20 protein-coding genes are annotated in these 22,735 nt (G+C 48.0%); 3 read left to right on the forward strand and 17 right to left on the reverse strand.

Translation table 11 applies throughout. The annotated features are described in order from the left end of the window. Nucleotides 1-7: 7 nt before the first annotated feature. From B5G04_RS05610 to rsmA, 3 genes are all read right to left on the reverse strand, one after another. Nucleotides 8-1,819, reverse strand: a complete 1,812-nt coding sequence (locus B5G04_RS05610; protein WP_087396212.1) for a DUF349 domain-containing protein — start codon at nt 1,817-1,819, stop codon at nt 8-10. Between the two features lie 126 nt (nt 1,820-1,945). Beyond that, a complete protein-coding gene (gene mgtE / locus B5G04_RS05615) occupies nt 1,946-3,286 on the reverse strand; it encodes a magnesium transporter (protein WP_022041083.1) in 1,341 nt (446 codons plus the stop codon). Between the two features lie 122 nt (nt 3,287-3,408). Beyond that, on the reverse strand, nt 3,409-4,224 hold the full coding sequence (gene rsmA / locus B5G04_RS05620; protein WP_022041082.1) for a 16S rRNA (adenine(1518)-N(6)/adenine(1519)-N(6))-dimethyltransferase RsmA: 816 nt from the start codon (nt 4,222-4,224) through the stop codon (nt 3,409-3,411). A 98-nt stretch (nt 4,225-4,322) separates the two neighbouring features. Between rsmA and B5G04_RS05625 the strand changes: the two genes are divergently transcribed. Continuing rightward, nucleotides 4,323-5,324 (forward strand): lysylphosphatidylglycerol synthase transmembrane domain-containing protein, encoded by a 1,002-nt coding sequence (locus tag B5G04_RS05625; protein WP_087207780.1) that lies wholly within the window; start codon nt 4,323-4,325, stop codon nt 5,322-5,324. A gap of 5 nt (nt 5,325-5,329) precedes the next feature. Then, complete coding sequence (locus B5G04_RS05630; protein WP_087207744.1) at nt 5,330-6,787, forward strand: aminoacyl-histidine dipeptidase; 1,458 nt, start codon at nt 5,330-5,332, stop codon at nt 6,785-6,787. A gap of 400 nt (nt 6,788-7,187) precedes the next feature. Here the strand turns inward: B5G04_RS05630 and B5G04_RS05635 are convergent, their stop codons facing one another. After that, entirely contained in the window at nt 7,188-8,189 is a 1,002-nt protein-coding gene (locus B5G04_RS05635; protein WP_022041078.1) for a DUF4435 domain-containing protein, read from the reverse strand. A gap of 12 nt (nt 8,190-8,201) precedes the next feature. Continuing rightward, entirely contained in the window at nt 8,202-9,026 is an 825-nt protein-coding gene (locus B5G04_RS05640; protein ID WP_022041077.1) for an ATP-binding protein, read from the reverse strand. Nucleotides 9,027-9,143: 117 nt separating this feature from the next. Here B5G04_RS05640 and B5G04_RS05645 point away from each other — a divergent pair, with 117 nt between their 5' ends. After that, nucleotides 9,144-11,036, forward strand: coding sequence for an AAA domain-containing protein (locus tag B5G04_RS05645; protein WP_087396331.1), 1,893 nt, complete (start codon nt 9,144-9,146; stop codon nt 11,034-11,036). Between the two features lie 7 nt (nt 11,037-11,043). Here B5G04_RS05645 and B5G04_RS05650 read toward each other — a convergent pair whose 3' ends face one another. From B5G04_RS05650 to B5G04_RS05705, 12 genes are all read right to left on the reverse strand, one after another. Continuing rightward, nucleotides 11,044-11,667, reverse strand: coding sequence for an ORF6N domain-containing protein (locus B5G04_RS05650; protein ID WP_022041075.1), 624 nt, complete (start codon nt 11,665-11,667; stop codon nt 11,044-11,046). Nucleotides 11,668-11,791: 124 nt separating this feature from the next. Then, nucleotides 11,792-13,042, reverse strand: a complete 1,251-nt coding sequence (locus B5G04_RS05655; protein ID WP_087396214.1) for an ABC transporter permease — start codon at nt 13,040-13,042, stop codon at nt 11,792-11,794. 12 nt (nt 13,043-13,054) lie between these two features. Continuing rightward, complete coding sequence (locus B5G04_RS05660) at nt 13,055-14,233, reverse strand: ABC transporter permease (protein ID WP_087396216.1); 1,179 nt, start codon at nt 14,231-14,233, stop codon at nt 13,055-13,057. Nucleotides 14,234-14,330: 97 nt separating this feature from the next. Beyond that, nucleotides 14,331-15,323, reverse strand: coding sequence for an HlyD family secretion protein (locus B5G04_RS05665; RefSeq protein WP_022041072.1), 993 nt, complete (start codon nt 15,321-15,323; stop codon nt 14,331-14,333). A gap of 10 nt (nt 15,324-15,333) precedes the next feature. Then, the gene (locus B5G04_RS05670; RefSeq protein WP_087396218.1) at nt 15,334-16,806 is read right to left on the reverse strand and encodes a TolC family protein; all 1,473 of its coding nucleotides are present in this window, start codon (nt 16,804-16,806) and stop codon (nt 15,334-15,336) included. A gap of 316 nt (nt 16,807-17,122) precedes the next feature. Then, complete coding sequence (gene rsxA, locus B5G04_RS05675) at nt 17,123-17,722, reverse strand: electron transport complex subunit RsxA (protein ID WP_022041070.1); 600 nt, start codon at nt 17,720-17,722, stop codon at nt 17,123-17,125. 84 nt (nt 17,723-17,806) lie between these two features. Further along, nucleotides 17,807-18,394 carry an electron transport complex subunit E gene (locus B5G04_RS05680; protein ID WP_022041069.1) on the reverse strand — a complete coding sequence of 196 codons (588 nt, stop codon included), beginning with the start codon at nt 18,392-18,394 and terminating at the stop codon, nt 17,807-17,809. 17 nt (nt 18,395-18,411) lie between these two features. Continuing rightward, the gene (locus B5G04_RS05685) at nt 18,412-19,017 is read right to left on the reverse strand and encodes an RnfABCDGE type electron transport complex subunit G (RefSeq protein ID WP_022041068.1); all 606 of its coding nucleotides are present in this window, start codon (nt 19,015-19,017) and stop codon (nt 18,412-18,414) included. Further along, nucleotides 19,014-20,021 carry an RnfABCDGE type electron transport complex subunit D gene (locus B5G04_RS05690; protein WP_087396220.1) on the reverse strand — a complete coding sequence of 336 codons (1,008 nt, stop codon included), beginning with the start codon at nt 20,019-20,021 and terminating at the stop codon, nt 19,014-19,016. The genes B5G04_RS05685 and B5G04_RS05690 overlap by 4 nt, the downstream gene beginning before the upstream one ends. 35 nt (nt 20,022-20,056) lie before the next feature. Next, nucleotides 20,057-21,394, reverse strand: a complete 1,338-nt coding sequence (rsxC, locus tag B5G04_RS05695; RefSeq protein ID WP_087396223.1) for an electron transport complex subunit RsxC — start codon at nt 21,392-21,394, stop codon at nt 20,057-20,059. A gap of 14 nt (nt 21,395-21,408) precedes the next feature. After that, nucleotides 21,409-22,281 (reverse strand): Fe-S cluster domain-containing protein, encoded by an 873-nt coding sequence (locus B5G04_RS05700; protein ID WP_022041065.1) that lies wholly within the window; start codon nt 22,279-22,281, stop codon nt 21,409-21,411. Between the two features lie 23 nt (nt 22,282-22,304). After that, complete coding sequence (locus B5G04_RS05705) at nt 22,305-22,724, reverse strand: SoxR reducing system RseC family protein (protein ID WP_087396225.1); 420 nt, start codon at nt 22,722-22,724, stop codon at nt 22,305-22,307. Nucleotides 22,725-22,735 lie beyond the last annotated feature (11 nt).

The raw sequence follows: 22,735 nt of genomic DNA on the forward strand, positions 1-22,735 counted from the left end.
AAATATATTACGCTTCTTTCAGCTTTTCGTCAATGGCTTCGATTTTCTTCAGCACCAGTTCCATGTCTCCTTTGAGGCGTTCAATCTTTCGGGTTACCTCGGCTACCAGTGTATTGCCCTTCTTTGATGCAGAAGAGAGGAAGCCCAGGTTGTTCTCGTAGGTTTGAATGTCGCTTTTCAATCCTTCGTAGGTACGTACCAGCTTTTCACGGTCGCGGTAGAGGTTATCCCCTTTGCCTAATCCCGACTTGAAGTCGCTCAGTTTCCGTTCGGATGCCGAGATGTTCAGCTTGTCAAACAGTTTATCAGCCAGCTTGTGGAATTCGTTGTACAGGCGGTCTTTTTCCTTGAAAGGTACATGACCGATGGAGTTCCATTCTTTCACCAGGCTGCGTGTCTGTTCAGCCGTATTGTCATCGGTAGTACCCGAAGCATCAAGAGCAGCCAGCTGCTTGATGATTTCTTCTTTCTTTGTCATGTTTTCTATCTCTACCGAGCGTTGCGAAGAAGTTGCTTTGTTCTTCTGTGCAAAGAAGTAGTCGCAGGCACCGATGAAGCGTTTCCATACTGCATCCGAATGTTTTTTTGCCACCGGACCGATGGTTTTCCATTCCTTTTGCAATTGAGTGAGGATTTCGGCGGTCTGTTTCCAGTCGGTACTGTCTTTCAAGGCTTCCGCCTTTTCGCACAGTGCTTTTTTCTTTTCCAGATTTTCTGCCATGTTTTCCTTAATCTGTTTGAAGAAGGCGGCTTTCCGTTTGAAGAACTCATCGCATGCAGCGCGGAAACGTTCGAATATTTTGACGTTCATTTTCTGCGGTGCATAGCCGATGGTTTTCCATTTTGCCTGCAAGGCAAGAATCTCTTGTGTTTTGTTCTCCCAGTCGGCAAAAGTCTTCAACTTGTCGTATTCCATCGCTTCAGCGATTTCGCAGATGACCGTCTTCTGGTCGAGGTTGTTCTGCTCCTTTTCTTTCAGCATTTCGAAGTGTTGCTGATGACGGCGGTTTACGGCAGTAGAAGCAGCTTTGAAGCGTGCCCAGATGCTTTCGCGCAAGTCTTTTGCCACGGGACCGATGTTGCGGAACTCCTGATGCAACTTCTGAAGCTGATGGAAAGCAGATACTACATCGGGCTCTTCTGCCAGTTTCTCAGCAGCTTCGCACAAGTGGGTTTTCTGTTCCAGGTTTTTCTTGAAGTCGTATTCACGGAATTCGTTATTCAGCTTCACCATGTCGTAGAACTTTTCGGTATAGAGTTGGTATGATTTCCATAGTTCGTTCACCTTGCCGACGGGTACTTGCTTGATGTCATTCCATTCCTGCTGAAGCTGCTTGAACTCGTTGTATATCTTGCTGGTGTCTTCTGTTGTTTCAATCAGTGCTTTCATCTTATCGAGGATGGCAAGCTTTTTCTGCAAGTTTTCTTCTTTTTCCTGTTCCAGTTCGGCTGCCATAACACTTCGCTTTTCTTTGATGGAGCTCATGATTTCCTTGAACCTTGTTTCCCACGGGTCGGGGGCAGGGACAAAGTCATCCGCATTACCGCCTTCATCAATAAAGGCTTTACGCGCTGCGTCTTGTTCAGCTTTGTGCAGTTTGTAAAAAGTTTGTTTTAAAAAATCGATTTCTTGTTTGTCTGCATTGCAGGCGTCTTTGTTGATTTCTGTCAGACGTTCTACCACTTCTTCCTGTGTTTGCTTAGGTGCATACACCGGTTTGTCGGTTGATTCAACAGATTCAACAGTGGGAACCGAAGTTTCAGGTACGTTGTTTTCCTGAACTTCAGTTAGTGGGCGGTTTGTTTCGTTTACTTCCATCGTATGTAGATTTTAGAGAATATCTGGTTTTAATTCTTCACCAATTACAAATTAAAAGAATAAAATCTGATTTTCATATTTTTTTGATAATTATTTTTAAGTGTACCCTCACTTTTTTCTTTTTTCTTATGCCAGAAGCACGGTGATACCCATATACATCAGCATTCCGATGATGTCGTTGGTAATGGAAATAAACGGTCCGGTAGCAATGGCAGGGTCGATTTTCAGCTTTTCCAGAGTCATGGGAACCAGAGTGCCGAAGATGGAAGCAAACATCACAACGGCAAACAGGCTGATGGATACCGAATAGCTGACCGTGGCACTGGCACCGAAACGGATGAAGTTGTAGATATATACCAGCATGGAGATGATGGTGGCGTTGATGAGTGCCACTACCGATTCTTTAAGTACTTGCTTGAAGGTATTGCCTGCATCTAAAGAGCTGTTTGCCAGTCCTTGCACGACCAGTGCGGACGATTGGGTACCGACATTTCCGCCTGTACCACCTATCAATGGAATGTAGAGTGCCATTTCGGGATGGGCGGCAAAGGTCGTGTCGAAGTTGCCGAGAATCATTGAGTTTCCGATTCCTCCCAACATTCCAATCAGCAGCCAGGGCAGGCGTGCTGTGGTTTGGCGAAATACATTGTCGTGTGACTCGACATCTTGTGACAGACCGGAAGCCAACTGGTAGTCACGTTCGGCTTGTTCGCGTACCTCGTCCATTACGTCATCGACCGTGATGCGTCCTACCAGTCTGCCGATGCTGTCGACTACCGGAAGAGCCACCAGGTCGTATTTTTCAATGACTTGTACCACTTCTTCCAAGGGGGTGTCTACATGTACCGAAATGGGATCTTTTTTCATCACATGTTTTACTTTCGACACCGAAGGGCTGGTAATCATTTTCTTCAGCGGGAATACGCCGCGCAGGCGCTCATCGTCGTCTACTACATATACATAATAGATTTCGTCCATGTCTTCTGCCTGAATGCGCATTTCGCGCAGGCATTCGGGCATACTCAGGTTTTCGTTTACGATGACCATTTCGGTACCCATCAGACCACCGGCAGTATCTTCATCGTATTTCAGCAAATCGACAATGTCGCCTGCCTGTTCGATGTCTTCGATATGCGAAAGGACTTCTTCCTGTTTGTCTTCGTCCATATCACGGATGATGTCTACTGCATCATCCGAGTCCATATAGTCGACAAACCTTTTGGCAATGGTTTCTGAAGGCAGGATTTCGAGGAAACGTTTACGGGCGTCCTCATCCATTTCAATCAATACGTCGGCTGCCTTTTCATTGTCTAATAACAAGTATATGGAACGTGCCTCTTCTGCATCCAGTTCGTCACACAATTCGGCAATATCGGCAGGGTGCAAATCGTTCAGGAGCTCTTTCAGCTTGTCTGATTCTTTGTTTTCAATCAGTTCGGATACTTTTTTTATTTCTTCGTTTTCCATACCTTATATATATTAGAGGTGGTTCTTAAGTTTTTGAGTTCTTAAGTTTTTGGGGTTCTTAAGTTTTTGGGGTTACCACAGATTCTTTCAATTGCCAATTATTAATTGTTAATTGTTAATTATTAATTGTTGATTGTTGATTGTTGATTGTCAATTGAAACCAGTGCTTCTTCCACCCGGTTGGTCAGACTGATAAAATCTTGTACCGAAAGTTGTTCGGGACGTTTGTTGAATATTGTATCGGCACTGAGCGGATGACTTTTGTCTAAAATGGTAGAGATGGAATTGCGCAATGTCTTTCTCCGCTGATTGAATGTCGTCTTAACGATTTGTTTGAACAGCTTTTCATTGCATCCCAGGTGTGTCGTGTCATTACGTGTCATGCGTATGACGGCGCTTTTCACTTTGGGGGGCGGATTGAACACATGTTCGTGGACCGTGAACAGGTATTCTACCTTGTACCATGCCTGAATCAGGACACTCAAGATGCCATATGTCTTGTTGCCTGGTGATGCAGCGATGCGTTCTGCCACTTCTTTTTGTATCATTCCGGTACAGCAGGGGATGAGGTCTTTGTTGTCCAGCATCTTAAAGAATATCTGGCTGGATATGTTGTAAGGGTAATTGCCCGTCAGGACAAAGGGTTTCCCGTCGAACAGTTTAGACAAGTCCATCTGTAAAAAATCCTGTTCGATGATATTGTCGCCCAACTCTGCGAAGTTGTTGTGTAAATAGGCGACCGATTCGAAATCAAGTTCTACTACTTTCAGCGGTCTGCCTTTCCTGACAAGGAACTGGGTTAATACGCCCATGCCGGGTCCTACCTCCAGGATTGGCAATTCTGGACAGGTGTCCACCGTGTCGGCAATATCGCTGGCAATCTGTAAATCTTTTAAAAAATGCTGCCCTAAAAATTTTTTTGGCCTGACTGACTTCATTCTGTATGTATTTTCTTTATAAATAACGATTTTATTCGAGCAAGATATTATCTTTGCATATTGCAAAGTTAAGCATTAATCTTAAATACATGAGTAAAATTGAACAGAGTGGTATAAAAAAACTTATAAATAAGGTCTTGCAAATTGTTTTGCCTTTGGTTCTGGGTGCGGCTATCTTGGTATGGACGTATCATGGGTTCGACTTCCGGAAGGTGTCTTATGTGTTGGGGCATGGTATGAATTATGGTTGGATGTTGTTTTCGCTGGTGTTTGGAGTGCTGTCGCATGTGTTTCGCGGATGGAGATGGAACTTGGCTTTGGCACCTTTGGGCGAATATCCGAAAGCATCAAACAGTGTGTATGCCATATTCGTATCGTATGCTGCCAATCTGGTGATTCCCCGTGTGGGAGAAGTGTCCCGTTGTGGTATCTTGTCGAAATTCGACCAGGTGTCTTTCTCTAAATCTTTGGGTACAGTCGTATCCGAACGTCTTATCGACTCGGTGTGTGTGGTGTTGATAACGGTGGTGACTTTGATTTTACAGTCAGGTATCTTTGCCCGTTTTTTCCGGATAACTGGGACCGACGGGGCTTTTTTTCTCCATCTGTTTACTTCGACCAACTTTTATATTACCTTGCTCTGCATAGCGGCTGCTCTTGTGTTGGCATATTGGCTGGTGCGTAACTTGGCTGTGTTTGCCCGGATGAAAGGATTGATACAGAATGTATGGGTGGGATGTCTTTCTATCCGCAACGTACATCGTCCGTGGCTTTATATTCTGTATACAGTTGCCATTTGGGCATGTTATTTCCTGCATTTTTACTTGACTTTTTATTGTTTCGGCTTTTCGGCACATTTGGGTTGGATGGCAGGACTGGTATTGTTTGTAGTGGGGAGTATTGCCGTGATTGTCCCTACGCCCAACGGTGCCGGTCCGTGGCATTTTGCTGTGATAACAATGATGATGATGTATGGCGTCAGTAAGGAAGATGCCGGAATATTTGCTTTGCTGGTACACGGAATTCAAACCTTTTTATTAATTTTGTTAGGTATTTACGGATTGGTGGCTTTGCCGCTTACAAATAAACATAAAACTTAAAATCTATGAGTGACATTCTTTCGCTTGCTCCACAGAATGTGTGGAAGCACTTCTATTCGTTGACACAAGTTCCTCGTCCGTCAGGACATTTGGAGAAAATTCAGGCATTCTTGTTGGAATTTGGCAAGAGTGTGGGTGTGGAATCTTTTCAGGATGAGGCTGGAAATATCATATATCGCAAGCCTGCCACTCCAGGTATGGAAAACCGGAAGACCGTAATTTTGCAGGCACACATGGATATGGTTCCTCAAAAGAACAAGGACACCGAACACGATTTCGAGAAAGACCCGATTCAGGCATACGTGGAAGACGGTTGGGTGCGTGCCAAAGGTACGACGCTGGGTGCTGATGACGGTATGGGGGTGGCTGCTATCATGGCGGTTATGGAAGACAAAACCTTGAAGCACGGTCCGCTGGTTGCCTTGATTACGGCAGATGAAGAAACGGGCATGTATGGTGCTTTCGGCTTGAAGCCGGGAACTATTGAAGGGGATATCTTGCTGAATCTGGACTCGGAAGAAGAAGGTGAATTGTATATCGGATGCGCCGGAGGGGAGGACCTGACCGCAACCTTGGAATATAAGGAAGAAAAGACCGATCCTGCAGATGTGGCTCTGAAAGTGACATTGAAAGGATTGCGCGGAGGACATTCGGGCATTCAGATAGGTTGGGGACATGCCAATGCCAATAAACTGATGGCTCGTTTCCTGAATCAGGTCATAGCCTATGATGAGGCTTGCCTTGTGTCGTGGGAAGGTGGAAATATGCGTAATGCCATTCCGCGTGAGTGTGAGGTGGTGATTACGGTGCCTGAAGAGGAGGTAGATGATGTGATGGCATATGTGGGCGAGTGTGAACAGGTGTGGCGTGATGAATATGCCACCATCGAGGATGGCTTGTCGTTTAAGGCAGAACGTGTGGATTTGCCCGAATACATGGTTCCCGAAGAAATCCGCGATAATCTGGTTGATGCTATTTATGCTTGCCCTAACGGTGTGGAACGATATATCCCGACCATTCCCGATACGGTAGAGACTTCATCCAATCTGGCTATCGTAGACGTTAAAGGCGGGAAGGCTTCTGTCAAGATATTGACCCGCAGTGCACGTGAGTCGATGAAAGATTACCGCAATACGGCACTCGAAAGCTGCTTCTCGATGGCAGGTATGCGGGTGGAACGTTCTGGCGGCTATTCGGGTTGGGAGCCGAATGTCAATTCACCCATTCTTCACGCGATGAAAGAGGCTTATCAGGCTCAGTTTGGTACAGCTCCCGAAGTGAAGGTCATCCATGCAGGGCTGGAATGTGGCATTATAGGTGCGGTGATCCCAGGTTTGGACATGATTTCTTTCGGTCCCACACTGGTAGGTCCGCATACGCCCGATGAGAAGTGTGAAATTGCATCCGTATCTAAATTCTACGACTTCCTGACGGCTACGCTTGCCAATACACCGGAGAAGTGACGTGTACGATAAGCATAGAAAAAGAGGTGTGCCGTAATTGGCACATCTCTTTTTAATACTTCCTGCGGCATTAAATTGTGTATTTTGTATATGTCACATGATAAAGACGATGTGCACATCATCTCTACGGAAATGGTGCAAAAGGTTCAGAAAAATGCACAAATCCATATCGTGGTATGGTATAATATGAGAAAAGAATTCTGTATGCTTTTTTAATGTTTTATGGATATTCGCATTCGGGCATATTGCATATACCCGAATGTAGCAACTTATCCACACGGACATTTTCAAGGCGTATGCGATACGCCCTTACGAACAATTGGGCAAAATGCGGATATTCCTATTTTTATATTTGATTTAAGGGGCATGTGATACCGACCCTCGTAGGTGATAGTACGGCTTATGCCTTGATTATCCGCAGGAATTTTTCTACGTCCCGCCGTATCATCTGGTAAGTGGGCGACTCTTTATAGTTGGTGTTTTTATGTATGACTAATGCCACATCGACCTGGCTGCGCTGGTAGGCGGTCAGTTCGTTGCGCCGTTGGGTTTCATGCAGGGCGAGGTCGTTGATTTGTTGCTCGCGTTCGCGCCGCAGATAAGTGCATACCGGTGTCAGGAGGCGCATCACTACATTGTCGAGGATGTGATGTCCTTGGATAAACATGTAGGTGTTTTCGGGATATACTCCTAAGTGCTTAAACTCTTCCTTCATCGCTTCCACTTCGGGAATGCCTTCGGGATGGCGGTGCTCCAAGTCACGTAGTTTGCGGTTAACCTTTTTGGCCATAACTGCAAGGCTGTATTCGGGATGATGTATGCCTACTTGGTCTATTTTGACATACGAACAGAAATCCATCAGAGAGAACTCTGACAAATTGTGCCGGCGGTAGAACCATACCGACCATACGAAAAGCGGATAGGCTATCTGTGAGTAGAGTTTCAGGTATGCCGGAAAGTCTATCAGGACATGGTCGTTCAGTGTTGCCGTGACGCATACTTCGTGCAGCCCTTCGGCATAGCAATGGTAGTTTTCGATGGCGTAGGCATAGGTTTGCAGCACGTAGGGGTTTTCTATCATATAACGTGAGGTCTGGGTGCGTCCTTGCAGCAGGTAGTCGTAATCGCTGTCTACACAGGCTATCATATTTTCTCCTAATTGTTTTCCCAACTGGTTCATCAATACGCTTTTCTTTCCTTTTGCCAGCGAAGTTCGTGAAGGAAGCATCACTTCGAAATAACGGTTTTCGTTTTCGTACTCAGCCAATAGGGAGCGCCAAAAAGACACATCGTCATAGCTCTCTACATAAGCTACGATTTTTCTCCGCGCGTGTTTAGGCTTCAGGCTGTTGGCTGCGCCCAGATACATCGAGGACAAGTTGTCGGTCAGTCTTTTTCCCATGGTGTTTGTTTTTTAATGAGTGGTAATGTCGCTCACTTCGGTTACGGCATCTATCCAGCCGTTCATGATGACAGCTGGCGAGTGGGTGGTCAGGATGATTTGTGCGTTCGGGTTCAGTTGACGGATGAGGGTGATGAGGCGTTGTTGCCATTCTACATGCAGTGATATTTCAGGTTCGTCCATAAACAAGGCATAGGGCTGTTTGTCCTGTACTAATACGGTGAGTAGGATAACCAGCATCTGCTTTTCGCCTGATGAGAGCTGATAAGGGGTGAGCTCATCGCCGTCTTGTTCGAACAGGATTTCGTTGCTTTTGCGGTTGATTTTCTTGCCCGTGTCGCTGAACAGGTCATCTATCAGGTCCTGGAACAGTGTTTTTGCTTTCGACATTTCAGGTGCCTGGGCTTGTTGGGCGGGGTCGCCACTGGTCAGCATTTCGATGATGCGGTTGCCGATGTTTACCTGATAGTCCAAGTAACGGCGTTGTAATTGGTAGAGTTGCCAGTCGAGTTCGGTTTTTACGTTTTGGTTGCCTATTTTTTCAAGTAAGCCCGAGCTGATGAGTGGGCGGTCGAAGCTGCGGATGACATCGAAATTGATGTATGTGGCATCTTCGGGCGAGAAACTGAATGATACCCCTTCTTGAAATCCGTTAGTCAAGGCTCCTCCTTCCAGTGCGGTCAGACTTCGGACGGAGTTGTTCAGAATAGTACTCTTGCCGATGCCGTTCACACCGCTTAGGATATTGACATCGGGGCGCAGGTTCCATGAAATGTCTTTGCGTCCCCACATCCTTTTAATATCAATGCGTTTGATGTAATCTGCCTGCTTTTTCATAACTTCTATGTTTTTTGGTTGGCAGGTAAAAATACAGATAATAATGGAATTTATCAACAATTCAGCCTTTCTTTTTCAGAGAACTCGTACCTTTGTATCTTGAAATCATTTACGGATATGAAAGAACAATCTACGATACACTCTCCAATATTGTATCTGCAGCATCAATACGACTTGTTGCGGATGGAGTACGAATACGAGAAAGAACAGTTTCGCCAACAGACTGAATTGATGGGCGTAGGCAGGAAGGTGAAACGCGGGATGTGTTGGTATCCCGTCAGCATCGGACGAAATTATTACAATGCCTTGAATCAGTTGGTAGTGGAAGTGGAACGGAAGGAAGATAAGGAGATAGAACACTTGTTCGAGTATGGGCGTCCAGTGTGCTTTTTTACGCAGGACATGACGGGGAAACTTGCGTACCTCAACTTTGTGGCGACGGTGAGTTATGTTGACGAGGACCGAATGGTAGTGGCACTTCCTAATGCCGATGCTTGGGCTGCATTGCAGGGCAAAGATGTGCTGGGTGTACAGCTTTATTTCGATGAAACCAGTTACCGCCTGATGTTCGAAGCTTTGAAGCAAGTGATAGGTGCGAAGAACAACCGTTTGGCGGAGTTGCGCGACATCTTCCACGGTTCTGTTCCTGCTTCTGCTTTTACCTTCCAGCCTGTGCGCTTCCCGTGGCTGAATCGTACGCAGGAAGAAGCCGTCAATAAGGTGCTGCATGCCAAGGATGTTGCTATCGTGCACGGCCCTCCAGGGACGGGAAAGACCACTACGCTGGTTGAGGCAATTTACGAAACTCTGCACCGCGAAAATCAGGTGCTGGTGTGTGCACAGAGCAATATGGCGGTGGATTGGATTAGCGAAAAGCTGGTAGACCGGGGCGTGAACGTGTTGCGTATCGGAAACCCGACCCGCGTAAACGACAAAATGCTTTCATTCACTTATGAACACCGTTTTGAGTCACATCCTGACTATCCGCAACTGTGGGGTATCCGTCGTGCTATTCGTGATCTCTATGCCCGGATACGTAAGGCAAGCAATCGTGAAGATGTCCGTACGAAAATTAATTCGTTGAAAGACCGTGCTACTGAACTGGAGGTGCGTATCAATACCGCTCTTTTTTCTGAGGCACGGGTGATAGCTTGTACGCTTGTAGGTAGTGCTAATCGTTTGCTGATGGGGCAGAAATTTGGTACTTTGTTCATTGATGAGGCAGCGCAGGCACTGGAGGCTGCCTGCTGGATAGCTATCCGTAAGGCAGACCGCGTCATTCTGGCAGGCGACCATTGTCAGCTTCCGCCTACAGTGAAATGTTTGGACGCTTTGCGTGGAGGTTTGGGTGACACGCTGATGCAATGTATCGTGCGTCAAAAACCTGAAACGGTTTCGCTCCTGAAAGTGCAGTACCGGATGAATGACGAGATTATGCGTTTCTCGTCCGAATGGTTCTACGGAGGCATGCTCCAGTCGGCTCCCGAAGTGAAATACCGCAGCATACTCGATTTCGATACACCCATCGAATGGATAAACACAGAAGGAATGGATGCCGGCGAAGAGTTTGTAGGCGAAAGCTACGGGCGCATCAACAAAGCCGAAGCTGAACTCTCCATCGGCCAGCTGAAATCCTACATCACCCGCATCGGCAGGGAACGGTTCCTCGAAGAACGCATCGATGTCGGATTGATTTCCCCTTACAAGGCACAAGTGCAATACCTCCGCCAGCTGCTCCGGCGCGACGCGTTCTTCAAGCCCTTCCGTTCCTCGATAACGGTCAATACGGTCGACGGTTTCCAGGGACAGGAGCGTGATGTAATCCTCATCAGTCTGGTGCGTGCCAACGAGGACGGCCAGATCGGGTTTCTCAACGACTTGCGCCGGATGAACGTAGCCATCACCCGTGCCCGCATGAAGCTCATCATCTTGGGCGATGCCTCCACCCTGACGCGCCACGCCTTCTACCGGAAGCTGTATGAGTATATCAAGGGGCTGCATGAAGCATGACAAGTGGTCATTCCACTTCGGTATGGTCTGCATCATTTTGCCTTTTCACCCGTTTTACCGTATGCTTGATTTTGCCTATCAGGAAATTGAGTTCAAGGCTTGATTCTGTTTCGGATGTTTCCAGGTCAGGCATGACTATGCTTGAAAGCATTTCTCCAATGTGTTGCATCTTGGATTGCTGCGATTTGCCATCCGTTTCACCGTGTAAGGCGTGCAATTCACGCTTGAGCTGGCGCACAGAGGCAAATGTCTCTATGATAGCAAGGGTGGCTTGCGTAGCTTGCGGACTTTTCAGGATAGTGGCAAGCATATACAATCCTTTCTCCGTGAACGCTTTGGGGAGAACACGGGTCTTGGGTGATAGATTTGCGGTCGAATTTTTCGACCGCAAATATTCCATCTCTTCATCCGATAATTGGAATACGTAACCTTGAGGAAATTTATCCGGATTATTTCTGACCGCTTCATTCACCCGTTTTGTTTCCACCCCATATAATTCGGCAACATCCACATCTAATATCACCTGACAATCTCTAATCAGGATGATTTTTTGCCGTACCTGTTCAAATAGATTGACTGTACGCTGAGGGATGCGTTCTGCCCTTTCGTTTAAACCGTTGTTTTTATCCATGATAAAGTTTATGTCATTTATTGAAGTTCTTTATAGACAATAACGCAAACCGTATCATAAGTACATCACAAAACACAAACGGAATAAATAAAAAAATCTGTGCCCCATTAAAATAGGATAAACCTTACCGCAACACCGCCTGCCGCTTCTTCCGGAACTCATGCAAGCGTTTTAAGGCATGTTTCCGGCTCAACAGGATTTCCCTCCGGTAGAGGAAGAATGTAAGAAGGAAATAAATGCCTGCCTGCATCCATAATGCCCGGTATTCGGGCAAGACATCGTTCAGTGTGGCTCCCATCGTCTGTATGCGGATATATCCGTTGATGCCGAAAGTAGAAGGGAATATCCACGACACCGCTTTCCAGAAATCCGGGATTGCCGCTCCAGGCCATGAAATGCCTGAGATGAACAACAAAGGCAACGATGTGAACACGAATATCATCATGCAGTCTTCACGCCTCCGGATGAGACATGAACATGCCATGGCAAAGAAAATGCATGCCAGCAGGTAGGGCAGGACAAAGGCTGCCAATGTATCCGGCGAAGCAAGAAAGACCAGCCGGAACATCTTGGGCACCGCACAAAGGATATATGCCGCCACGGCAAGATAGACCAAAAGATAAGCCAAGGACTTCCCGAAAATAATGCGGATGGCACCCTGATAATGGCGTACCATGGGCACCAAATCCCGGAAACGGTTGTTCTCGCGCGCCGTACCCGCCGACAGACCTATCCCGAGCAATAAGGTCTGCTGGATAATCAGGATAAGCACGGCAGGGATAAGAAAGCTGGCGAATCCGTCCTGCGGATTATAGAGCGATACCGCTTCGTAATCTATCGGGCGGACCGTAATCTCATCCTGCCGCCCGGTGGTATTGCCCGCACGCCGGATTTGGATATCCTTGTTCATCTCCAGCGAAGCCTCGGTATTGGCAAGCAAAAGCGCCTTATAATAAAGCATGCCGCTCATGTCGGCAAAGATGGAAACATGCGCCTGCTCTCCCGAAGCCAAGTCGCGGCTAAAATCTTCGGGAACATAAACCACGCCGTATATTTTTTGCTTTTTCAGCAAAAGCCGGGCTTCTTCCATATCGGAACAATAAGACACGATACGGACATCCGGACCTCCGTCTACCCGGCGGAGGTATTCGCGGCTCACGGAAGAACGGTCGGCATCGACCACAGCCACGGGCACTTCACGCACCACTTCATTGGTATAGATGAATGCATAGACCAGCGGATACGCCAAAGGCACAAGGAGGAAAAAAATCACTACGCCCTGGTCTTTGACGGTCATCTTCAGCTCTTCCTTACAGATATGGAACAATCCGGCGATGCCCTGCTTTATAGTATGTCTGAACGAATATTTTTTCATAATCCATCGGTTTTAGGGGATATATACATAGTGCAACATTTCCGTGCGCAACTTCTTCAGCACAAAGAACGGAAGAAGCAAGAAAAGCAAAAGCGCCACTATGGGTTGCCATACGTAGACGAGCGGATAACCGTTTAAGGCAAGGTTTACATAAATCAGGAAATAATGCCGTAAGGGGAATAAAACCGCCAGCCCTTGCAAGACGGGATGCATCGCCATGACCGGAAAGGTAAAGCCGGAGATGGAAAATGAAATGACTCCCCATAACGAAGCCGCACTCAAGGCAAGGCGGAGGGTGCCGAACATGCCAAAGAAAAAGATGCCGACCGCCTGCGAAGCCAGCACCAGCAACAATCCCGCAAGAAGCATCGGGAAAATGCCGCTATTGCAAGGATAATGCAAGAACCCGTACAGATAGACATTATAGAATACGGTCACGATAAAGAAGATAACCGTATGCGGCAAGAGTTTCCCCACCAATGCCGTGCTGATGGAATTGTCTGCCAGACGCATCAGGACGTGTGCCGTATTTTCCTTCAGCTCCATGCCTAACGCATACGAGGTGGTCAGGAAAATGAGCAACATCAGGATGCCCGGCAATAAGGTATTGCACAAATACACCGAATAATTCAGCCACGGATTGTTCAACGCATGGGTGTCAATAACGACGGGCTGGAGAAACGCCATTGCCTGCTCTTCGGTAGCCCCCTTGGCTAAAAGCGTGCTCTGCCCGATGGCACCCGAAGCAAGTTCCGACATCGTGCGCTGGTCGCGGTACAGCAACGACCCTGCGATGAGGTACGCGTAATTGATGTAAAACGACACGCGGGGCTGCCTTCCGGAGATAGCTTCCTCGGTGGTGCCTTCGGGTATGTAATAAAAAGCATAAATCTCGCCACGCTGGACCGCCTTGCGTGCTTCGTGGAAATTTGCATAACGAGCCGTGACATGCGTTTGCTGGAATGCATCCAAATTGCGGATGATGCTTCGCGTAGTCGCCGTATTGTCCATATCCACAACACCTGCGGGCATGTTTGTAGGCAAGCCGTTTGCCATCAGCGTGGTAAAGAACACGTAGCAGAATACCGGTGCTATTACCATGCAGAAGAGGTAAATCGGCCGGGTCGCGATGTGCCGCAGTTCGCGTACGGCTATACGGTACAGGCGTTTATGAATGGTTGTGTATTGCATAATCCTTCCTTTCTTGTTCCTTTTTTCACCACAGATTACACAGATTTTCATAATTGATTAAATAAAATAATCTGTGTAATCTGTGGTGAAAAAACACTCATTCCAACCCTTTGACTATCGCCGACATGCCCGGCCGCAGGTTCTCCACCGGCTGTACGGGCTTGGCTTTAATTTCGAATGTCTTCAGGTCGAAACCGCCGGTGGTCTTGGTCGCCTTCCATGCGGCATAAGTTCCTAAGTCTTTCATATAGGTCACTTTAAATGTGGCGTCTTTTTCCAATGCCGGGATAAACGCCGAAATCTCGCCCCCTACATGGAAATCTTTCAGATAGTCTTCACGCACGTTAAACGTCACCCACATGTCATCCAGTTGGGCTACATTCATGATGGGTGCTCCGGTGCCGACCAGTTCGCCTACCTTAGGGAATATCTCCGTCACTTCTCCATCGGCAGATGCCGTGAGATACGTTTCGCTGACATATGAATTTACTTCAGCCACAGCACCTTCCGCTTGGCGCACCTTGGCGGCAGTCATCAACTTGTCTTCCCGTTGTGCTCCGTTTTTTGCCATTGTATATTGAGCTTTGGCAGCACGTTCGGTGGCTACCATTGCGTCATATTGTGCTTTGGTTTCATCGCGCTTTTGTGCCGACATCACTCCTTCTTCGTACAGGCGGTTTACCCGTTGGTATGATTTTTCGGCGATTTCCAGGCCTGCTTTGGCTTTTTGCCACATTTCGTAGGCGGCTTGCAATTGTTCGGCACGGGTGCCACGTTCGGCTTTTTCATTCAGCGCTTGGGCAGCCTGTTCCAAGGCTTCCGCTTGCGAGAGTTTCGCCATTACATCGGGCGCCTCGAGGATAGCAAGGGTATCACCAGCTTTCACTGCATCTCCCTCGTCTACGAAAATTTTCAGGATACGTCCGGGCACTTTGCTCGATACACGATATTCGTTGGCTTCGGCTTGTCCTTGTATGATTTCAGTACCTTTCCGGAAAGTGATGAAGCCGATAATGCTTACAATCAATACCACTGCTACGAGTGTAATGAATGCCAGCATGATGTTGTTGCGTTGCGTTCTTTCTGCCATATTGTTTGTCTTATTTTAGTGTTCCCATTGATTTGTTCAAATAGATTTCGCTCATTTTCAGGTCGATTTGTGCGTCAATCTTTCCCGATTGTGCCGAGAGCCAGGCGGTCTGTGCTTCCAGTACGTTGCTGGTGGGGATGACTCCTTCACGGAAACCCAAATTGGCGTAGCGCAGGTTCTCTTCTGCCTTTTCCATATTCTTTTCTGCCATAACCAGTTTCTTGGTGGCTTCGTTTACCTTGTATGAACTTTGAGTGACCTGTAATTCGATTTTTTCTTTTGCATCGTCCAGCCGGTAGCGGGCAATGTTGGCTTCAGCTTTGGCGGCACGTACTTTGTAAATACCTTCTCCCCAATGGAATACCGGTATACTGACCACTACACCTATGCCCCACATGCCGCGAAAGCGGTTCTCGAATCCATTTACTAATGAAGGGTTGGTAAACAGGTAGTTGGCGGTTAGTCCTATGGAGGGTAGAAATTCGGCTCGTGCCACGTTTACCTTTTGCCGGTAGATTTTCTCGGCAAGTTCCAGACTTTTCAATTCTTCGCGGTTGGCAAGTGCTGTACCCACGTTGCTTTCGGTATAGGTGGTTGGTAAGGCAAGGTCTTTCATATCCTCGTCCGCCAGACGGATATCGGTGTCGAGCGGAACTCCGCACAATTGGCAAAGTACCATTTTTGCCAGGGCAAGTCCGTCTTCTACTTGAGTCAGTGTCATTTCTGCTTCGTTCACTTTTACTCTGACGCTTAAAGCATCAGCAGTAGTGGCAACGCCTTGCTCTACCATTTTTGTTACATCCGAGTCGAGCCTTTGAACCAGTTTCACAAAACTTTCAGCGAGATGCTTTTTATTTGCCAGCGAGACTACTTGCCAGTAAGCCTGGTCAGTATTCAGGATGACGTCTTGCATTCCTGTGGCGTGTTGCGAGGCGGCAAGCTGTTCGGCATAGCGGGTGATTTTGTTGTATGCAATGATTTTTCCGCCCATGAAGAGGGGTTGGGTCAGGGTGGCAGCACCAGCATAGAGGTTACGTGTGTCTGTGCGGAACGCGTCTACGATGCTTCCACCTACGCCATTCAGTGCATCGGGTATCTGCCCCATTACGCCCGAAAGGGGGGTGAGCAAGGGGAGCAGTTCGGGATGTGTGGCTGCTATCTGTTGCATCTGTGCACCCAGTTGTTGGAGTTGAGGGACAAGAGCTGTTCCCATGTTTCCGATGGCTTGCTGTTGTTCATTGCTGAGCAGGGAGATTTCCTTTTGCGTGCGCATATAAGTGCCCGTCACGTTTATTTTGGGCAGGAAATTGGTGAAAGCGGCTTTTTGTTGATAATGTGCCGCGTTTATTTTTTCCTGTGCGATGCGCAGCTCCTTGTTGTTTGCTAGGGCAAGGTTTCTGCAGCTGTCCAGTGTGAGTATGCGTTGGGCTTGTGCCACTGTGACAAGTGTGCCCAGCAGGATGATGGTCAGAATTTTTTTCATTGCCAATTTGTTTAGGTTTTCTGCTTACTTGTGCAAGCAGAACAAATGTACTGACAATAAAACAAACAGGCAAACGATTTGGTTTAAAAAAACCTTAGCTTTTTTTGTTTGGTCTTGTAAAATGTTCTCATTTGGTCAGGAGGCTTATTCTCAAAACGAAGGTATATTCACCGGCCGTTGCATATATTTGCAATGACCGATGAATATATGATATGCAGGCAAAGGAAGTGCCTTTCATTTTGATTCTGCTTGGGCAGACAAATGGTAGACATTGTATTTTGTAATAGGGACAATTAGCTTATATGTAAAACCTGTGTCAGAGTCCCATCAGGGCAGCAAGTCCTTTGTCGACACCCGAAAAACCCATAAATGCCATTGCCAGCAGGCCGGCAGTAATCAGCGCAATAGACATTCCTTGCATTCCTTTCGGGATATTGACCAGACTAAGCTGTTCGCGGATGCCGGCAAAAACTATCAGGGCAAGGGCAAATCCCAAGGCTGTAGAGAAAGCATAGACCACGCCTGTCAGCAGGTCGAAATCTTTTTGGATGACCAGAATGGCTACACCCAGGATGCAACAGTTGGTGGTGATAAGCGGCAGAAACACGCCCAATGCCTGATAGAGTGCCGGTGACACTTTTTTCAAGATGATTTCGACCATCTGTACCAGCGCGGCGATGACAAGGATAAAAGCAATGGTTTGCAGATAAGCTAGTCCGAATGGGTCGAGTACGAATTTCTGGATGACGTAAGTGACGATGGTGGAAAGCGTGAGCACAAAGGCTACGGCAGCTCCCATACCCATTGCTGTTTCTACTTTCTTCGATACACCCAGGAAAGGACAAATTCCGAGGAATTGCGACAACACGATGTTGTTCACAAAGATAGCGGTGATAAATATAAGGATATATTCCATGGTTTGTTGTTTTTTATTTTAGAGTTTAAGAAGTTAATGCCGATGGTCGAGCTGCATCTGCGGAGTATGGGCTCTCTGAACTCTTTAATTATTCTTTTTTAATCTGTTTACAATCGCAATGAGATATCCCAAGGCGATGAAAGCACCCGGAGCCAGAACGAAGACCAGCATGCCATATTGTTCGGGCAGGATGGAAATGCCGAACAGTTTGCCTGTGCCTAAAAATTCACGCACACCGCCTAGTAAGGTAAGTGCAATGGTGAAGCCCAGGCCGATGCCCAGTCCATCGAAAAGAGAGGCTATCGGAGTATGCTTGCAGGCAAAAGCTTCGGCGCGTCCCAGCAGGATACAGTTGACTACGATAAGGGGAATGAACAGTCCCAGTGTGGCGTAGAGTGCGGGTACATAAGCCTGCATCAGCATTTGCAAGATGGTAACGAAGGAAGCAATAACCACGACAAAGATGGGAATGCGTACCATGTCGGGCACAAGGTTTTTGATGCCGGAGATAGCAAAGTTGGAACAGATGAGCACGAACATTGTGGCGAGTCCCATACCCATTCCATTGAGGGCGGATGAGGTTGTTCCCAGCGTAGGACACATGCCTAGCAGGAGCACGAACGTGGGGTTTTCCTTGACGATTCCGTTTATCAGTATCTTAAAATTGTTCATAATGTTCTCCTTTCTTGTTAATGTTGTTGGGAAGCTCCACTGGTGGCATCTACTTGGCCGTTCATATAGGCAGACCAGGCATTGTTTACTGCCTGCAGGAAGGCACGTGAAGTGATGGTGGAAGCGGTAATGGCATCTATTTCGCCTCCATCCTTGCTTACTGTGAGGGATTGGGTGCCGGGGTTTTTACCGGTAATGTCTCCTTTGGCTCCTTTCTTAAACCAGTCGGAGGCTTTCGAACCTAGTCCCGGAGTTTCTGCATGGCTGAGCAGGGAATAGTCGATGATGTTGCCTTCGGTATCGAAACCTACCAGTACGGTGAGGGTACCGCCGAATCCATTTGCCGAAGCTTCTACGGCTGCTCCGATGGGCTTGCCCCCTTGCGTGGCAGGATATATCTTGTAGGTGGTGCCTTCTACTTCTACTGTTTCCGCTTCTTCGGCAGGATTGTTGTCAAATCCCGGTATCACCACGGCTATGGCATCGCTCAGAGCTTTGGCATTGGCCTGGGCAATAGGCTCGGCAGTAGCTGCATTGACCCAGCCCAGCAATCCACCGGCTACAATAGAAAATCCAGTCAGCGACAGGATCATATTTTTCAATGACGATTCCAGTTTTTTCATTTTTTTGCTACCTCCCCATAGCGTTTGGGTTTACAATAAGTGTTGATTAACGGAGTGAATGCATTCATAATCAGGATGGCGAATGACATGCCTTCGGGATATGCTCCGAAGGTGCGGATGACTACCGTAAGGAAACCGATGCACACGCCGTAGACGAGCATTCCTTTATGGCTCATCGGCGAGGTTACGTAATCGGTTGCCATAAAAATGGCTCCCAACATCAATCCTCCGGTGAGCAGATGTTGTACGGGCGAGGCATAGACGGGATTCGCCAGGTGCATCAGTCCCGAAAAAACGAATACGGTAGCAAGGATGGATATCGGTATGTGCCACGAGATGATTTTTTTCCACAACATATAAGCCAGTCCGAGAAGCAGGGCAAGGGCACAGATTTCTCCCAGACATCCGGCTCCTGCCTGACAATTTTCAGGAAAACCTATTAACAGGAGCAGGCTGCTGGGCAGGTCGTTCAATACGGAAGGGTCGCCCGACTTGATGGCTTGCTTCATCAGGGCAAGCGGAGTTGCTCCGGTTTCGGCATCAAGGTAAGCTCCCCATTGTCCGGCTTGAGGCCACGAGGTCATTTGTACGGGGAAAGAGATGAGCAGGAATACACGACCGATGAGTGCCGGATTGAACGGATTGCACCCTAGTCCGCCAAAAGTCATCTTGCCGATACCGATAGCCACGAGGGCACCGATGACGACAATCCATACAGGCAGGTTGGAAGGTAGATTGAATGCCAGTAAGATGCCGGTGATGGCGGCGGAACCATCCCAAAGGGTGTTTCCATCGCGCTTCAGGATGTATTTTGTGATGGCCCATTCGAAGAAGAGGCAGGCTGCTACCGAAGTGAGCGTGACAATGATAGCCCCTAGTCCGAACACGAAGAACGATACGAGCAAGGCGGGGATGAGCGCTATCAGCACGCCATACATATTGCGTTGGATGCTGTCGCCGCTATGCACGTGAGGCGATAAAGATACGATGAGTTTATTTTCCATTTATATTTTACAATTTATCATTTTCAACTTATAATTCACTTTTTGGTGTTGCGTGCGCGGATGATGGCGCCGACTTTGCCTTTTCCCAACCGGATATTATCGAGTATCGGGCGGTGTGAGGGACAGGTGAACTGGCACGATCCGCATTCGATGCACGACATAATCTGTTCGTGTTCCACGTGGTCCCAATCGCCATGTGCCGAACAGGTGGCAAGCAGGTAAGGTTCCAGTCCCATTGGGCATACACTTACACATTTGGCGCAACGGATACAAGGTTGAGGAGTTGCACGGCGTGCTTCATGTTCGTTCATCAGCAGTACGCCCGAACTTCCTTTGCATATAGGTATGTCGGTGCTCATCAGTGCTTTTCCCATCATCGGACCTCCTCCGATTACCTTGCCGGTATCTTCGGGCATACCTCCGGCTGCTTCTATCAACTGGCTCATCGGAGTGCCCAGTCGGGTAAGAAAATTGGAAGGAGTCTTGAGCGACTTACCTGTGACGGTTACAATGCGTTCGAAGAGGGGCTTATGTTTTTGTACTGCTTCGTAGATGGCAAATACCGTGCCTACGTTTTGCACGATGGCACCTACATGGATGGGCAATGCAGGAGGAGCTGGCACTTGCCGGCGGATAACAGCGTCAATCAATTGCTTTTCGCCCCCTTGGGGATATTTTACTTGCAGAGGAACCACTTCGATACCTGCATAAGCCTTGGCTTTTTCGGAAAGCAGGCGGATGGCATCTGGCTTGTTGTTTTCGATGGCGATGTAAGCACGATTTACCTTGGCGGCCTTCATCAGGATGCAGATGCCTACCAATATTTCATCGGGCTTTTCCAGCATCAGCCGGTGGTCGGCGGTCAGATAAGGTTCACATTCCACGCCGTTGATAATGACGCACGTTGCCTTGCATCCTGCCGGAGGGCTGAGCTTGACGTGTGTGGGAAAACAGGCACCGCCCATGCCTACGATGCCGGCTTCTTTAATACGTGACACGATTTCCTCGGGGCTGAGGTCGCATGTTTTTAGGAGAGTGGTGCTGCGGTCGATGTCCGGCTCCCATTCATCACCTTCCACATCGATATAGATGGCGGGCTTACGATAGCCGCTGGCATCAATGACGCTATCTATCTTGTTCACCTTGCCAGATACGGACGAGAAGATGGGGGCTGAGACAAATCCTCCTGCTTCTGCTATCCGGGTGCCCACCTTTACCGTATCACCTTTTTTTACGAGGGGGGTAGCAGGTGCGCCGATGTGTTGTGACAAAGGGAACACCGCCTGCCGGGGGAGGGCAAGGGGTTCAATGGCTTTGCCCGCCGACAATTTATTAGCTGCTGGATGTACTCCACCAATTCTGAATGTCTTCACTTTATCTGTTGTTTTTAAGGTTTTACTTCGGGTTGTTCTATTTCGGCTGAAACGGTTTCCCGTTGCTTACGGGGAGGGAAGTTGACCGCCACGATGGCTCCTTGCGGACATTCCATTTCGCACTTGCGGCACGCCTTGCATTTGGCAGGGTCGATGTAGGCAAGGTTGTTTTCGAGTGTAATGGCTTCGAATGGACAAGTTTTCACGCATTTGCCACATCCGATGCAGGCGGCATCGCACACCTTACGGGCAAGGGCACCTTTGTCTTTGTTGACGCATTGCACATACACACGGCGGTTGTTCTTTCCACGTGGGCGGATTTCGATGATGTTTCGTGGGCAGGCTTTCGCACAGGCTCCACACGCGGTACATTTTGTCTCGTCCACTTCGGGCAGTCCAGTCTGAGGATTGATGCGGATGGCCCCGAACTGGCAGGCATTGGCGCAATCACCATAACCCAGGCATCCGAAGAAACATCCCGTCTCTCCACCTCCGGTGGCGTTTGCCACTACGCACGAGCGCACACCGTCGTATTGCGTGAGCCGGGGACGATTGTCGCATGTGCCGTTGCATCTTACTACAGCCACTTTAGGCTCGGAGGCTTCTGCCTTCAGCCCCAAGATGGCAGCTACCTTCTCCATCGTGGGTTGTCCACCTACGGGACAGAGTTTCCCTTCGAGCGAGCCTGCCTTGACACATGCTGCGGCAAAGCCCGAACATCCCGGAAATCCGCATCCACCGCAATTTGCCTGTGGAAGCACTTCGGCTACCTGGGCAATACGTGGATCTTCGTACACGGCAAATTTCTTCGAAGCCACATACAAGACGATGGCAGATACCAGTCCGATGGCTCCCAATGAAACGACCGCAATTAAAATCATATTCATACGTATAAAGTTAGTTTATTTGATTAGACTACATTTTCCAGCCGGAAGATAAACGAACGGTTCAGTCGCTTACGGCAAATATATATAATAAGGTAATAAGGAACCAGTGCACCTAGTGCGGCAAGGGCGGAAACCAACTCATTGTGCGTAAGGTGAAGGACGGAAGCAAGTGCCAAGAGTAAAACCAAAAAAGGAAAGACAAAAGCCAGCAGGACGGCTTTCATGCCCATCGCGGTGGTGCCCGAAATCAATACCTTTTGTCCGACGGCACACACCACTCCTTGTGGGTTACACACATCGATTATCTTTTCTTTTGATTCAGGCACGTGGCAATGTTGCTTGACGCTACATGCCGCGCAAGCTGATGTTTGTTCGATTCTCACCTTCAGGCGAGTTCCGTTGATGCTTTCCACAATACCTAGATGTTTAATGTTACTTGGCATATTTGTAATCT

This window comes from Bacteroides sp. An51A, from assembly GCF_002161565.1.
In the GTDB taxonomy this organism is placed as follows: Bacteria; Bacteroidota; Bacteroidia; order Bacteroidales; family Bacteroidaceae; genus Phocaeicola; species Phocaeicola intestinalis.